Origin of the sequence: Azospira sp. APE16 (assembly GCF_047901315.1) — a bacterium.
GTDB lineage: Bacteria > Pseudomonadota > Gammaproteobacteria > Burkholderiales > Rhodocyclaceae > Azospira > Azospira oryzae.
In genome coordinates, this window is the sequence record NZ_CP179682.1 from 1376429 (window position 1) to 1390627 (window position 14199).

A 14199-nucleotide genomic window follows, 5' to 3' on the forward strand; every position below is an offset into this window, starting at 1 on the left:
CCCTTCAACGAACCAGGCTTGCGCCATGAACTACGCTATCGTCCCCGTCACTCCCTTCGAACAGAACTGCACTCTGCTGTGGTGCCCCGAGACCATGCGGGGAGCCGCGGTGGACCCGGGGGGCGACCTGCCCCGCATCCTGGCCGCGGCCGAGAAGCACGGCGTCACCCTGGAAAAGATCCTGGTGACCCACGGCCACATCGACCATGCCGGCGGCGTCGCCGAACTGGCGGCCCAGCTGGCCATTCCGGTGGAAGGGCCCCACGTGGACGACCGGTTCTGGATCGACGGCATGCCCCAGCAGTCCAAAATGTTCGGCTTCCCCGACGTGCGCAGCTTCACCCCGGACCGCTGGCTCCAGGGCGGCGACAGCGTGCAGGTGGGGCGCCAGACCCTGGAGGTGCTGCACTGCCCGGGCCACACCCCGGGCCACGTGGTCTTCTTCGACCGCCCAGGCAAGCTGGCCCTGGTGGGCGACGTGCTCTTCGCCGGCTCCATCGGCCGCACCGATTTTCCCAAGGGCGACTACGACACCCTGATCCGCTCCATCCGGGAAGTGCTGTTCCCCCTGGGAGACGAGGTGGAGTTCATTCCCGGCCACGGCCCCATGTCCACCTTCGGCCAGGAACGGCGCTTCAACCCCTTCGTCGGCGCCCATGGCTGAAATGGTCGAGACCGTCGATCAGACGGAGCCCCCCACCTACCAGCTGCTGATCCAGGTGGCGCAGCCCGTCACCGTGACGGTGGGGCGCCTCGGCCCCTGTTCCTTCCCGGCCGGCCGCTACGTCTACACGGGCTCGGCCCGGCGCAACATGGCGGCCCGTCTGGCCCGCCATCTCTCGCCCCACAAGCTGCTGCACTGGCACATCGACTACCTGCTCACCGCCCCCGGCGTGCAGGTGGTGGGCACCCGCCTCTTCGACGAGCCCGAATGCCAGATCAACCGCAACATGCCGGGAGAAGTGCTGATCCCGGGCTTCGGCAGCACCGATTGCCAGGCAGGCTGCGGCAGCCATCTCAAGTATCTGGGGGTTTGAGGCGGGAAGGGCTTGGCCACAGAGGGCACAGAGAACACAGAGAAATGCCGGAATACCCGAACAGTGGTGGAAGCTGGATAGTTGCCCGGCAACGAAGAAAGAAACCCTCTGTGCTCTCTGTGTCCTCTGTGGCAAAGCTGTTGCTCCCCCGGAACCCCTTTATCCACGGGCTTCGGCGTCGATCGGGCGGGCAAGATAGCGGGAAAGGCGGGAAAAATGCTATCTTCACGCCTTCTTCACCCCCGAGCCGCTCCGGAAACGGTGGTCGCGGCCCTGTATGGATCTAGGCATCATCCTGTTGTTGATTGTTTTGAACGGCATTTTCGCCATGTCCGAAATAGCCGTGGTGTCCTCGCGCAAAGCCCGCCTGCAGCGGATGGCGGAGGACGGCAGCCAGGGCGCCGCCGCGGCGCTGAAACTGCATAGCGAACCTTCCCGTTTCCTCTCCACCATCCAGGTCGGCATCACCTCCATCGGCATCCTCAGCGGCGCCGTCGGCGAGGCGGCCCTGGCCGATCCCCTGACCCAATGGCTGTCCCAGTTTCCCCTGCTGGGCGAATCGGCCCGGGTCATCGCCCTCTCCCTGACCGTGGTCCTGCTCACCTACATGTCGGTGGTGGTGGGCGAACTGGTGCCCAAGCAACTGGCCCTGCTCGGCCCCGAGGGCATCGCCTCCCTGGTGGCCCGGCCCATGGGCTGGCTGTCGCGCCTGACGGCGCCCCTGGTGTGGCTCTTCTCCGCTTCCAGCGGCGCCATCCTGCGCCTCTTCGGCGCCCGCCGCAGCGACGAGCCGCCGGTGACCGACGACGAGATCAAGGTGCTCATGGGCCAGGGCGCCGAGGCCGGCGTCTTCCATGAGAGCGAACAGGAGATCGTCTCCAACGTGCTGCGCCTGGACGAGCAGCGGGTGGCGGCCATCATGACGCCGCGCAAGGACATGTACCTGGTGGACCTGGCCGAATCCGAGGCCGAGGTGCGGCGCCAGGTGGCCGAGTGCCCCTACGCCCGGGTGGTGGTCTGCCAGGACGGCCTGGACCGGGTGCTGGGCATCCTGCAGCGGGGCGACCTGCTCAAGCCGGTGCTGGAGAACGCCCCCTTCAACGTGCGCAAGGCCCTGCGGCCGCCGGTCTATGTGCCGGAGAGCGTCACCACCACCCACCTGCTGGAATCCCTGCGCCGCAACCGGGCCCAGTTCGCCCTGGTCATCGACGAATACGGCGAGGTACAGGGCCTGGTTACCCTCAACGACGTGCTGGCCGCCATCGTCGGCGACATGCCGAGCCAGGACGACGACGGCGAGCAGGACGTGGTGGAGCGGGAGGACGGTTCCTACCTGATGGACGGCGGCCTTTCCATCGAGCGCCTGAAGTCGGTACTGGAGGTCAAGGAAGAGCTGCCGGGGGAAGAGGAAAACGCCTTCCACACCCTGGGCGGCCTGGTCATGCACCAGCTGGGCCGGGTGCCGGTGGAAGCCGACCATTTCCACCTGGCCGGCTGGCGCTTCGAGGTGGTGGACATGGACAAGAATCGGGTGGACAAGGTGCTGCTGTCCCTGGGCGACCCGGAGACGGACGACCAGGCCGACGCCGCCTGAGGCAACAGTCTCAGTCGCAAAGAAGAACGCCGGGCAGTGCCCGGCGTTTTTGCGTCAACCGTTGTTGCGTTCCAGCAGCAGCTGGAAATCCTCCACCGGCACCGGCGGGCTGAACAGGTAGCCCTGGATTTCGTCGCAGCCGGCGGCCCGCAGGAAGTCGAGCTGCTCCTCCGTCTCCACCCCTTCGGCGATGACCAGCAGGCGCAGGTTCTTGGCCATGCTGATGATGGCCTTGGCGATGGCCGAGTCGTCGCCGTCGTGGGGAATGCCGCTGACGAAGGACCGGTCGATCTTCAGGTTGTCGATGGGGAATTTCTTCAGGTAGGCCAGGCTGGAATAGCCGGTGCCGAAGTCGTCCAGGGCCAGGCGTACGCCGGCCTGGTGGAAGTCCTCCAGCATCTGGATCACCGCCTCCGAGTTGTGCATGAGCATGCCCTCGGTGATTTCCAGCTCCAGGTTCTCGCCGGGGAAGGCGTGCCGTTCCAGGGTCTCGTTCACCAGCTGGGAAAGGCCGGGGCGGAACTGGCGCGGCGACAGGTTCACGGCGATGGTCAGGTCCTCGTAGCCGGCCTCGCGCCACAGGCGGCCCTGGCGGCAGGCCGCATCCAGGACCCAGGCGCCGATGCTGACGATGAGGCCCGTCTCCTCCGCCAGGGGAATGAAGGCGGTGGGCGGGATCATGCCCTGTTCCGGATGGTGCCAGCGGATCAGGGCCTCGGCGCCGACGATGCGGCCCGTGGCCAGCTCCACCTGGGGCTGGTAGTAGAGGCGGAATTCCTGGCGCTCCACCGCCTTGCGCAGGGCCCCTTCCAGCTTCAGGCGCTCCAGGGAGCGCAGGTTCATTTCCTGGGAATAGAAGAGGGGGCCGCCGCTGGTCTGCTTGACCCGGTACATGGCGGTGTCGGCGTTGCGCAGCAGGGTTTCCGCGTCGCGGCCGTCGTCGGGGAAGACGGCGATGCCGATGCTGGCGGTGAGCAGCACCTCGTGGTGTTCGATCTGGAAGGGCTCGGCCAGGGCGTCGAGGATCTTCTGCCCCACCAGGGCGGCGTGTTCCCGCTTGGTGATGTCGAACAGGGCGACGATGAATTCGTCGCCGCCCAGGCGCGCCACCACGTCCTCGGCCCGCAGGGTCTCCTGCAGGCGCCGCGCCACTTCCTTGAGCAGGGCGTCGGCGGGGGCGTGGCCGAAGGAATCGTTGATGGTCTTGAAGCGGTCCAGGTCCACGAACAGCACGGCGCCGTGGGTCTGGTTGCGCTGGGCTTCGATGAGGGCCTGTTCCAGCAGGGAAAACAGCAGGGAGCGGTTGGGCAGGCCGGTGAGGGCGTCGTAGTAGGCCAGGCGGTAGATCTGCCGTTCCGCCTCCTTGCGCTCGGAAATGTCGGAGAAGACCAGGAAGTAGTGGCTGAGGATGCCCCGGGTGTTTTTCACCGAGCTGATGGAGACCCATACCGGATAGGTGTCGCCGTTCTTGCGCCGGTCCCACAGCTCGCCCTGCCAGGCGCCGGAGGAGGCCAGGGCCACCTGGATTTCCGCCGCCAGGTTGGGGTCGTCCCGGGTCGGCTGCAGCAGGGCCGGCAGGCTCATGCGCACTTCGGCCTCGCTGAAGCCGGTGATGTCGCAGAAGGCCTTGTTCACCGACAGCACCCGCTGCATGGCGTCGGTGACGATCACCGCCTCGCTGTTGTGCTCGAAAATCTTGGCGTGCAGGCGCAGCTTCTCCTCCCGCTCCAGCTGGTTGGTGATGTCCACCAGGTAGCCGATGAGGCCCGCCGGTTCGCCGGCCTCGTTGCGCGACAGGGAAAGGGAGACGCTGGCCCAGAATACCTCGCCCGACTTCTTGCGCCGGCGCACCTCGAATTCCCGGCGGCCGTGGTCGAGGAAGGCGTTGTAGAAGAGGTCGTCCTCCTCTTCCAGGGTCTCGCTGCCGTCGTCGGCATAGAGGAAGAGGATGTGCCGGCCCACGGCCTCGGCGGCGGTGTAGCCGAACAGGCGCTCGGCCCCCTTGTTCCAGCCCATGATGTAGCCGGACAGGTCCATGGTGATGACCGAGTCGTGGATGTGGTCGAGGATCTGGCTCTGCTCCTCCACCTTGGCTTCCATGCGGGCCAGGTCTTCCTGGCGCAGGTTGAAGGCCTGGCGGGCATGCAGGGCACCGGCCAGGAGGGCGGCCAGGTCGCCGAAACGGCGGTGTTCCAGGGCGCTGTAGCCCTCGGCCTTGCCGCCCACGGCGAGGAGCCCCAGCAGCATGTCGCGGAAGGTGAGGGGACAGGCCAGGGCGTCGGGCCGGGTGGCCACGGTGCCCGAGCGGCGCGCTTCTTCAAGCAGGGCCTGCCAGGGACCGGCACTGGCGGGCAGTTCCAGGGTGCCATCCCCGTTGGCCAGGTACAGCGTGCCTTCCGGGCTGGCCATGGCGCTGCGGCACATCGCCTCCAGCTGGGCCACGGGAATCTCGCCCTCCCGCAGCAGCAGGGCGTAGCACAGCTGGCCGGCCAGCTCGAAATCGGTGGCGCCGCCACCCAGATGGGGAAGGAAGGAGTTGCCCTGGTCGGGAGCCATGGTTCTGCCGCCTGCCTCAGGCCACGTCGATGTGGCTGACCCAGGCCAGGGCGTCCACCTGCAGCTGGCCCAGGGCATCGCCGCGCAGGCGCAGCTTTTCCAGCAGGGCCGTATCCGGCGCCGGCAGGCCCCGTTCCAGGCTTTCCACCAGGGACAGGGCGTCGCCCAGGGGGCCCTGGTGGCGGCCCACGGCCTCGGCCACCTCGTCGGCCAGGGGCAGGGCCGCCAGTACGCTGTCCATGGGCAGGTGCAGCAGCACGTCGAGCAGGGAGAAGGCCCCGGCCATGTAGGCGCAGTCGTGGAAGTCCGTGTCCTCCGCCGCCTCCGGATGGGCGGCGAGGGCGATCAGTTCCACCAGGCGGCCGCGCAGGGCGGCCTGGGGCATCAGGGGATTGGGCTGGCTGCCGGCGTTGAACTGGTTGGCGTAGATCAGCAGTTGCAGCCAGCGCTGCAGCTGGCGCCGGCCCAGCAGGGTGATGGCCTGGGCGAAGCTGGTGATCTTGGTGGTGGCGCCGACGGAAACGGAATTGACCAGGCGCAGCAGGTTGTAGGAGAGCTTGGGCTCCTGTTTGATCATTTCCTCGATCTCCCGGGTGTCCGCGTCCTGGACGATGAGGGAGAGCAGCTTGAGCAGGCGCAGCTTGGTCGGGTCCGCCGGGGAGGTGGGGCATTCCTCCGGCTGGGGCACGAATTCGCCGCTCATCAGGGTAAAGCCCCGGGCGCCGCACCAGACGAAGAGGTCGTGGCTGCTGACGCCGTCGGCCACCAGGGTCAGGCCCTTTTCCTTGAGCCGGTTGAGCAGCACCGGGGAGACCTGCTCCCGGGCCGTGGCCGCATCCAGGCGCAGCAGCTGGGCGCCGGCCTCGGCGCATTGTTCCAGGGCCGGGGCCGAATCCACGTCGGCCCCCAGGCGGTAACCCTGCTTGGCCAGTTCCTGGCAGCGGGCGGCGCCGGCCGCATCGAGCCAGACCTCCGCCGGCAGCAGCAGGGAGACCTGTTGCGGCGGCAACTGGCGGGTCAGGCCGCTGTGGTTGAGGTCCGTACCGCTCAAGGGCACCAGCCAGGGCAGGGGCGAGGGCTGGGGCTGGTTCTGGCCGTGGGCGAAAAGCTGGCTGCTGGCGGCCAGGCCGATGCCCCGGGGCCCCAGTTCCAGGGCCGACCAGGCTTGATTGACGTCCAGCAGGGGGCGCAGGCAGGAGAGGGTGGCCGAGGTCATTAGGGATTTACTCAAAACGAAGCGGTGTTCTTGGGTCGATTCTTGTTTTTTCGGGCCCGAGGGCCGTTTTTCCGACCTCGTGGGGGCATCCCCCGACGGGGGGCGCTGCAACGGGATGGTAACGGGAGACCAGGAAAATTCAACCCTTTTTGTCAATAAAGCGTCTTAACCCAATAAATCTTCTCGGATATTGCAATTGCGGAAATCCTCGGGATGGGGGAAATCCACCAGCACCAGGCGGCGGCTGTCCTGCCATTCCCCCACCTTGTGGCGGCCCTCGGCCACCCAGGCCGCCAGGTCCGCCGCCAGCTCCCGGCGGCAGAGGCAGAAGACGGAGTGGCGCCGCTCCCCGGCCCGGGCCACGGCCACCTCGGCGTCGGCCTCGAGCAGGGCGTGGCGGAGGCGCGCCACCAGGTCTGCAGGGAAGTCCGGGGAATCGCAGGGCACCAGCATCACCAGGGGCTGGGGACTGGCGCTGAGGGCGGCGTGGAAGCCGCCCAGGGGGCCGGGGTAGTCCGGCAGCAGGTCGGGCAGCAGGGGGTAGCCGAAGGCGGCGTAGGCCTCCGCATTGCGGTTGGCGTTGATGGCCACGGCCTCCACCTGGGGCGCCAGGCGGGCGGCGATGCCCTGGGCCAGGGGCCGGCCGCGCCAGGGCAGCAGGCCCTTGTCGGCCCCGCCCATGCGGCGGCCCAGGCCCCCGGCCAGGACGACGCCGAACACCGGGGGCGGGGAGGCGGGGGAAGGGGTGGAAGGGGAGGGCATGGCGGCAGCGGCAGGCGGGGAGTGGGCAGGGGCGGCCATTGTACTCCGCCGGTGACGGCGCCTCAGTCGAGGCCGGCCTGGCGGCGCACCTGGCGGGCGCAGGCGAGGAAGTGGGGCAGGCAGGGGTTGGGATTGGCGGCGGCCCAGATGATGCCCTGTTCCACCAGGGGTGGCGCGGCGATGGGGCGGAAGGCGGCGCCCTGCAGTTGCATCTTGCCCATGGAGCGGGGCACCAGGGAGACCCCCAGTCCTTCGGCCACCAGATTGACGATGGTCTGCTGCAGGTGGGTTTCCAGGCAGACCTTGGGTTCGAAGCCGTGCTCCCGGCAGCAGCCGGCCACCAGGGCGTGCAGGGCCGGGGCGGTGGCGGCGGGAAAGGTGATGAAGGGCTCCCCCGCCAGGTCCGCCACGGCCACGGTCTCCTCCTGCGCCAGGGGATGGTCCGCCGGCAGCACGGCGCAGAGGGGCTCCCGGTGCACGCACAGGTATTCCAGGCCCGCCGGACGCTGCCAGGGAAAGGCCAGGCCCACGTCGCAACGGCCGGCCAGGAGGGAATCGTCCAGCTCCCGGGGCAGCAGTTCCCCCAACTGCACCTCCACCTGGGGGAAGTCCCGGCGGTAGGCCTTGATCAGGGGCGGCAGGGCGCTCCAGGCGGCGGCCATGGTGAAGTCCAGGCGCAGGCTGCCCTGTTCGCCCCGGTGCACCGCCCGGGTGCCCTGCACCGCCTGCTCCAGGTCGGCCAGCAGGCGCCGGGCCTGGGCGTGGAAATGCCGCCCGGCCACGGTCAGTTCCACCTGGCGGGAGCTGCGCTGGAACAGCATCACCCCCAGGGATTCCTCCAGGGCGGCGATCTGCCGGCTCAGGGGCGGCTGGGAGATGTGCAGCAGGGCGGCGGCCCGGCCGAAGTGCAGGGTCTCGCCCAGGGTGACGAAGTAACGCAGTTGGCGCAGGTCCGGCAGCATTGTTGCGTCCAGGGTATTGATGTACGACTTATATAGCATTGGACGGTATTGATGGGGAAGTCCTAAGCTGGCGCCTCCGTTCCCGCTCCCCGGTTCCCCGGCCCCGCCATGATCGCCATCCTGCAAGTCGTCCTGCCCATTTTCGGCCTCATCCTGGCCGGCTACGTGGGCCGCCGCAGCCATTGCCTGGGGGAGGCGGCCTCCTTCGAGCTGAACCGCTTCGTCGTCTGGCTGGCCCTGCCCTCCCTGCTCTTCAAGGCCACCGCCACGGCCACCTGGGCCGAGCTGTGGCAGCCGGGCTTCGTCATTTCCGTCTGCGTCGGCTGCGTCGCGGTATTCGCCGTGACGGTGCTGCTGCGCCTGCGCCAGCTGCGCCACCTGGCCGACGCCAGCATCGACGGCCTTTCCGCAGCCTACGCCAACACCGGCTTCCTCGGCATTCCCCTGTGCGCCCTGGTGCTGGGGGACGAGGGCCTGGTGCCGGCCATCATCGCCACCCTGATCGTGGCCTGCGCCCTTTTCGCGGTGGGCATCGTGCTGGTGGAAATCAGCCTGCAGCAGGCTCCCTCGCCCTGGCGCATCGCCGCCCGGGTCGGCCTGGCCCTGGCCCGCAATCCCCTGGTAGTGGCGCCCCTGCTCGGCGCCGCCTGGGCCGGGACCGGCCTGGCATTGCCCCTGGCCCTGGACCGCTTCCTCACCCTGCTCGGCGGCGCCGCCACGCCCTGCGCCCTGGTTTCCCTCGGCGCCTTCCTGGCCCAGCCCCAGGCGGGGCAGCGTTCGGGCACCGCCGGCCTGGTCCTGGCCAAGCTGGTGCTGCAGCCCGCCATCACCGGGCTCCTGGCCTACCGGGTGTTCCAGCTGCCGCCCCTGTGGGCCCACGCCGCCCTGCTCCTCAGCGCCCTGCCCACGGGCACCGGCCCCTTCATGCTGGCCAGCTTCTACGGGCGGGAAGGGGGCATGGTGGCCCGGGTCATCCTGCTCACCACGGTGGGTTCCCTCGCCACCATTTCCCTCTGCCTCTACCTGATCGCCCGTTAGGGCCGTCTCAGGCCTGCAGGCGCAGGCTGGCCCACAGGTGGGCCGCGGCCAGGGCCCGCCAGGGGCGGAAGGATTCGAGCCAGGCTTCCGTTTCCCGGGCCTCCACCGTCCGGCCCAGCAGCAGGCCCAGGGCCCGGCGCACGGCCACGTCGCCGTGGAGGGAGCCGTCGAGCCAGGCGAAGCCCCGCAGCAGGGCGTAATTGACGGTCCACGGACCGATGCCGCGGCGGGTCAGGAGGGCGGCCTGCAGGCCCGGCAGGTCCGCCGCCGGGCAGCTCAGGTCCAGTTCTCCCGCCGCCACGGCCCGGGCCAGGTCCAGCAGGGTCGCCGCCTTGCTGCGGGAGAAGCCGGCCTGGCGCAGGTCCGTTTCGTCGAGCCGGGCCAGGGCTTCCGCATCGGGGTAGCAGTAGAGGCCGGAAGAGTGGCGCAGGTCCGCCGCCAGGATCAGCTGGCGGCGCAGAGAAACGGCGGCGGCGACGCTGATCTGCTGGCCGGTGACGGCCCAGGTGAGAGCCTCGAAAGGAGTCGCCGTCTGGGGCACCCGCAGGCCGGGCAGTTGGGCGATGACCGGCCCCAGCTGGGGATGGCGCCCATGGGCGCTGGCGAACTCGGCCACCGGCTGGGCCAGGCCCAGCAGATGGCTGACCAGGGCCTGCACGGCGGCAGCGGCGGGGCGGGGGCCGCCGTCCACCGCCAGGGTCGCCGTTACCCGGGCGCCGGGGCCCAAGGTTTCCGCTGCGGCTTGGTCTGCCTCTTCGCTTGCGGCGACCGCCTTGCGTCGTCTCTTGCCGACCCTGCCAACGGCCGCCTCCCCGGGGCTTTCCAGCATCAGGCTGAGGCAGGCGGGACGGCCCTGCCACGGCAGGCCCTTGTCGATGCGCTGCGCCGTCACCCGCTCGGCCAGGGCCTGGCCGTCGCGGCGGTGGAAGGCCAACAGGTCGTCGCCGCGGAAATCCGGCGGCAGTGCCAGGGTCAGGCTGGTCTTCATCGGCGCGCCCGGCGCAGGGTCAGGTTGAGGCGGCAGGGGCCGGTGAGGGCGTGGTTCCCGTCTTTCACCGGCTGCACGCCGTGGAAGCGCAGCCGGTCCGGCCCGCCCCACACCAGCACGTCGCCGTGCAGCAGGGGAATCTTCACCGTCTTGTCGTTGCGGCTGGCACCGCCGAGGAGGAATACCGCCGGCAGGCCCAGGGAAAGGGAGACGATGGGCTGGGAGAAGTCCTCCTCGTCCCGGTCCTGGTGCAGGGAGAGGCGGGTGCCGGGGGCGTAGCGGTTGATCAGGCAGGCATCGGGGACGAAACCGGGAAAGCCGGCGGCCGCGGCGGCCTCGTCGGCCAGTTGCAGCAGCAGGGGCGGCAGGGGCGGCCAGGGCTGGCCGCTCAAGGGGTCGAGGGGGACGTAGCGGTAGCCCCTGCGGTCCGAGATCCAGCCCAGGGGGCCACAGTTGCTCATGCTCACGGCCATGGTCTGGCCGCCGGGGGTAATCATCTGGCGCCAGGGGGAGGCGGCAATGATGCCTTCCACCGCCGCGATCAGTGCCGGCGCCTGCTCCAGGGCGTAGCCGTGCAGCAGCACCGTGCCCGGCCCCAGCCGTTCGGCGTGGGGCGGCGGGGGCGGCAGGTCGGCGAAGAGGTCCAAAGTGTTGCTCATGGTGCTGCCTTGGTACCGGGTCTGGGCCGGGGTGGAGCCGCGCTGGCGGCGGGATTTTCCGCCTGCTGCCGCTCCCGCTGCTGCAGGGCGGCCTTGCGTTCCAGGCCCCAGCGGTAGCCGGCCAGGTTGCCGTCGCTGCGCACCACCCGGTGGCAGGGCACGGCCACGGCCAGGGGATTGGCGGCACAGGCGGCGGCCACGGCGCGCACGGCCTTGGGCAGGCCCAGGTCCCGGGCGATTTCGGTGTAGCTGCGGGTCTCCCCAGGCGGGATGGCCTGCAAGGCTTGCCAGACGCGGCGCTGAAAGGCGGTGCCCTGGAGATCGAGGGGCAGGGCCAGTCCCAGCCGGGGGGCTTCCACCAGGCCCACCACCTGGGCGACCCAGGCGGCGAAGTTGCCGTTGTCCGCTTCACCTGCCGTTTGCCCTTCCTCCTCCGGCCCGCTGCCGATCAGCCGGGCCTTGGGAAAACGGGCCCGCAGGTCCGCCACCAGGGCCAGGGGATCGTCCCCCAGCAGGATGGCGCACAGTCCCCGGGCGCTGCGGGCCGCCAGCAGGGCGCCGAGGGAGGTCTGGGCCACGGCGAAGCGGATTTCCTCGGCGGCGCCGCCCTGGCGGAAGCGTCCCGGCGTCATGCCCAGCACCCGTCCGGCCTCGCTGTAGAGGCGGCTGCTGGCGTTGTAGCCGGCGCCGTAGGCGGCCTCGGTCACTCCCTGGCCGGCGGCCAGGTTCTGGCGCAGGCGCTCGGCCCGCCGGGCCTTGGCATAGGCGCCGGGAGTGAGGCCGGTATGGGTCTGGAACAGGCGGTGCAGATGGTGGGGGCTGAGGCCGGCCCGGGCCGCCAGTTGAGCCAGGGTAGGGGGCGTCTCGGCGGCCTCGATGAAGCGGCACAGATCGGCCACCACGGCGGCCTGGCGCTGGGCCAGGGGCGCCTCCTCCGGCCGGCAGCGGCGGCAGGGACGGAAGCCGGCGGCGGCCGCGGCGGTGCCGTCGGCGAAGAACTGCACGTTCTCCGGCTTGGGGCGGCGGGAGGGGCAGCCGGGGCGGCAGTAGATACCGGTGCTGCGCACGGCGTAGACGAATCGGCCTTCCGCCGCCGGGTCCCGGGCGCAGAGGGCCGCCCAGCGCGGGTCGGCGGTTATTGCCGCGGCGCTGGTGACGGCGTCGGTGGCTGCATCGCCGGCCTGGGCGGCGGGCTGGCTGGGGGCGGATTGGGCTTGGGCGGCGTTTTTCATGGGGATACTCCGGCAAGGCGACGGGGCCAGCTTAGGCGGCGGCCGGCCCGGGCGCACTCCGGTGCTTGCTTTCAAATTCCATGGTCCGGTTTTACCGCTGCCGTCGCCCGGGAGCAAGGGCCGTGAATTGATGCGCGTCAGGTCGCCCGGCGGCGTCCTTGGCTAGACTGGCGCTTTCCCGTTGCGATCACGAGCCATGAAGCCGAGCCGCCGTCACTTCCTTACTGCCACCGCCGCCCTGGGCGCCCTCGGCGCCATGCCCCTGGCGCGGGCCGCGGCCCCCACAACCGTCCCGGGCAAGGGCGGCCGGGTGCTCATCGTCGGCGGCGGCTGGGGCGGCCTCGCCGCCGCCCGCCATCTGCGCCAGGAGGCACCCCAGCTGGAAGTGGAACTGCTGGAACGGCTGCCCGCCTTCTGGTCCTGCCCCCGCAGCAACCACTGGCTGGTGGGCCAGGCGGATGGCGCCGCCCTGAGCTTCGACTACCGCCAGGTGGCCAGCCGCCTCGGCTACACCTTCCTCCAGGCCGAAGTCAGCGGCGTGGACCGGGACCGGCGCCAGGTCCTCACCAACCAGGGCCCCCTGGAGTACGACTGGCTGATCCTCTCCCCCGGCATCCGCCACGACTACGGCGCCTGGTTCGGCGACGATGCCGCCGGCCGGGAAGCCGCGGCCCTGGCCCGTTCCCGCCATGCCCCGGCCTACACCGCCGGGCCCGAGTTCGCCGCCCTCAAGACCCGGCTGGCCGCCTTCAAGGGCGGCAACCTGCTCATGACCGTGCCGCCCTATCCCTACCGCTGCCCGCCGGCCCCCTTCGAGCGGGCCGTGCTGCTGGCCCGGCACTTCCAGCTGAACAGGATTCCCGCCCGCATCACCCTGCTCGATGCCAACCCGCCCAACCCGGGCTACGCCAAGGTATTCAACGAATACTTCAAGGACCAGATCCACTACGTGCCCCACGCCCTGGTGCGCCGGGTGGACCTGGGCGCCCGCCGCATCACCACCGCCGCCGGCGAATTCGGCTGGGACGAGGCCATCCTCATGCCGCCCCAGCAGGCCGGCGACATCGCCTGGCAGGCCGGGCTGGTGGGGCCGGACGATGGTGACAAGAGCGGCGGCAAGAACACCGGCTGGGCCCAGGTGGACGGCCCCAGCCTGCAAAGCCGGGCCGACCAACGCATCTTCGTCATCGGCGATGCCGTCGGCGCCGTCTCGCCCCTCTTCGGCCACTACCCCAAGAGCGGTCACGTGGCCAACCGCATGGGCCGCATCGTCGCCAAGGAAATCGCCGCCCGGGCCGCCGGCAAGACGGCAGAACCGGCCCTGCCGGACAACCTCTGCTACGTCACGGTGAACCCGGAGCCCCTGGACGTGCTGCTGATGGACACCCAGTACAAATTCCGCAGCGACGGCGTCATCGTCCAGACCCTGCGCCAGTATCGGGACCCGGACCTGGCAGCAGACGAACTGACCTGGCATGGGGCGTTGATGGGGGAGATGCAGGGATTGGGCGGTTAAGGTCCGGAGTCTGAAGCCGCCTCTGGCTTTTTTGGAAAGTTGTTTGTCATAATCGCGAGCGGGTTTCATCGCTCCCCACCCCGGGGATATGGCAACGCTGGACGCATCCGGAGAGGCTCTCGTGCTGAAGCAACTGGTTCCTGTCGCTGTTGTTGTTTTCCTCGTCATTGCCGGCATTGCTGTTCTGCTGCTGCGGCGGATGCCCGGCAAGGGGGCCGAGGCATGGCCCTTCTATGCCAAGAAGCCCTTGTCCCAACCAGAGCAGGTGCTTTATCACCGGCTGGTTGCCGCCTTGCCCGAGTGTATGGTGCTGGCCCAGGTCCAGCTTTCCCGGGTGCTTGGCGTGAAGAAGGGGTTCAGATTCCATGAATGGAACAACCGCATCAACCGCATGAGCCTCGATTTCCTGGTTTGCCTCAAGGATTCCAGCATCGTGGCGGCCATCGAACTGGACGACAAAAGCCACGAGCGGGCAGCGCGGATGGAGGCGGATGCAAAGAAGGAAAAGGCACTGGCTGCCGCCGGGATCACTTTGGTCCGCTGGCATGTGAGCGCCATGCCCGACGAAGCAACCATCCGCAAGGTATTTGCCGGTTGAAATCAGGCCCGGGCGGGGCATGACTCCGGCCATGCTGCCGG

The 14199-nt window shown here is 69.7% G+C and carries 13 protein-coding genes; 6 read left to right on the plus strand and 7 right to left on the minus strand.

The window, feature by feature from the left end:
- Nucleotides 1-25: 25 nt before the first annotated feature.
- The 3 genes from ACLSSQ_RS06720 to ACLSSQ_RS06730 all read left to right on the plus strand — a co-directional run bounded on the left by ACLSSQ_RS06720 (nt 26) and on the right by ACLSSQ_RS06730 (nt 2631).
- Complete coding sequence (locus ACLSSQ_RS06720; RefSeq protein ID WP_014238121.1) at nt 26-664, plus strand: MBL fold metallo-hydrolase; 639 nt, start codon at nt 26-28, stop codon at nt 662-664.
- On the plus strand, nt 657-1037 hold the full coding sequence (locus ACLSSQ_RS06725) for a GIY-YIG nuclease family protein (protein WP_205229886.1): 381 nt from the start codon (nt 657-659) through the stop codon (nt 1035-1037). The genes ACLSSQ_RS06720 and ACLSSQ_RS06725 overlap by 8 nt, the downstream gene beginning before the upstream one ends.
- 328 nt (nt 1038-1365) lie before the next feature.
- On the plus strand, nt 1366-2631 hold the full coding sequence (locus ACLSSQ_RS06730; protein WP_235832411.1) for a hemolysin family protein: 1266 nt from the start codon (nt 1366-1368) through the stop codon (nt 2629-2631).
- A 54-nt stretch (nt 2632-2685) separates the two neighbouring features.
- Here ACLSSQ_RS06730 and ACLSSQ_RS06735 read toward each other — a convergent pair whose 3' ends face one another.
- From ACLSSQ_RS06735 to ACLSSQ_RS06750, 4 genes are all read right to left on the minus strand, one after another.
- Nucleotides 2686-5187, minus strand: a complete 2502-nt coding sequence (locus ACLSSQ_RS06735) for a putative bifunctional diguanylate cyclase/phosphodiesterase (protein WP_130458789.1) — start codon at nt 5185-5187, stop codon at nt 2686-2688.
- Between the two features lie 16 nt (nt 5188-5203).
- Complete coding sequence (locus ACLSSQ_RS06740; RefSeq protein WP_014238117.1) at nt 5204-6403, minus strand: EAL and HDOD domain-containing protein; 1200 nt, start codon at nt 6401-6403, stop codon at nt 5204-5206.
- Nucleotides 6404-6568: 165 nt separating this feature from the next.
- On the minus strand, nt 6569-7204 hold the full coding sequence (gene mobA / locus ACLSSQ_RS06745) for a molybdenum cofactor guanylyltransferase MobA (RefSeq protein ID WP_416244122.1): 636 nt from the start codon (nt 7202-7204) through the stop codon (nt 6569-6571).
- Between the two features lie 23 nt (nt 7205-7227).
- Complete coding sequence (locus ACLSSQ_RS06750) at nt 7228-8127, minus strand: LysR substrate-binding domain-containing protein (protein WP_416244123.1); 900 nt, start codon at nt 8125-8127, stop codon at nt 7228-7230.
- 108 nt (nt 8128-8235) lie between these two features.
- On the opposite strand from ACLSSQ_RS06750, the gene ACLSSQ_RS06755 reads away from it, so the two are divergent.
- Nucleotides 8236-9165 (plus strand): AEC family transporter, encoded by a 930-nt coding sequence (locus ACLSSQ_RS06755; protein ID WP_416244124.1) that lies wholly within the window; start codon nt 8236-8238, stop codon nt 9163-9165.
- Between the two features lie 7 nt (nt 9166-9172).
- On the opposite strand, the gene ACLSSQ_RS06760 is transcribed toward ACLSSQ_RS06755, so the two are convergent.
- Genes ACLSSQ_RS06760 through ada form a run of 3 tightly spaced genes read right to left on the minus strand, consistent with a single transcriptional unit; the run spans nt 9173 to nt 12044 of the window.
- Nucleotides 9173-10153, minus strand: a complete 981-nt coding sequence (locus ACLSSQ_RS06760; protein WP_205229881.1) for a DNA-3-methyladenine glycosylase 2 — start codon at nt 10151-10153, stop codon at nt 9173-9175.
- Nucleotides 10150-10812 (minus strand): DNA oxidative demethylase AlkB, encoded by a 663-nt coding sequence (gene alkB / locus ACLSSQ_RS06765; RefSeq protein WP_416244125.1) that lies wholly within the window; start codon nt 10810-10812, stop codon nt 10150-10152. The genes ACLSSQ_RS06760 and alkB overlap by 4 nt, the downstream gene beginning before the upstream one ends.
- Complete coding sequence (ada, locus tag ACLSSQ_RS06770) at nt 10809-12044, minus strand: bifunctional DNA-binding transcriptional regulator/O6-methylguanine-DNA methyltransferase Ada (RefSeq protein ID WP_416244126.1); 1236 nt, start codon at nt 12042-12044, stop codon at nt 10809-10811. Before ada ends, alkB begins: the two co-directional genes overlap by 4 nt.
- A 196-nt stretch (nt 12045-12240) precedes the next feature.
- Here ada and ACLSSQ_RS06775 point away from each other — a divergent pair, with 196 nt between their 5' ends.
- Both ACLSSQ_RS06775 and ACLSSQ_RS06780 read left to right on the plus strand, forming a co-directional pair.
- Nucleotides 12241-13560 (plus strand): FAD-dependent oxidoreductase, encoded by a 1320-nt coding sequence (locus ACLSSQ_RS06775; RefSeq protein ID WP_416244127.1) that lies wholly within the window; start codon nt 12241-12243, stop codon nt 13558-13560.
- Between the two features lie 121 nt (nt 13561-13681).
- A complete protein-coding gene (locus tag ACLSSQ_RS06780; protein WP_416244128.1) occupies nt 13682-14158 on the plus strand; it encodes a DUF2726 domain-containing protein in 477 nt (158 codons plus the stop codon).
- The last annotated feature ends 41 nt before the right edge of the window (nt 14159-14199 follow it).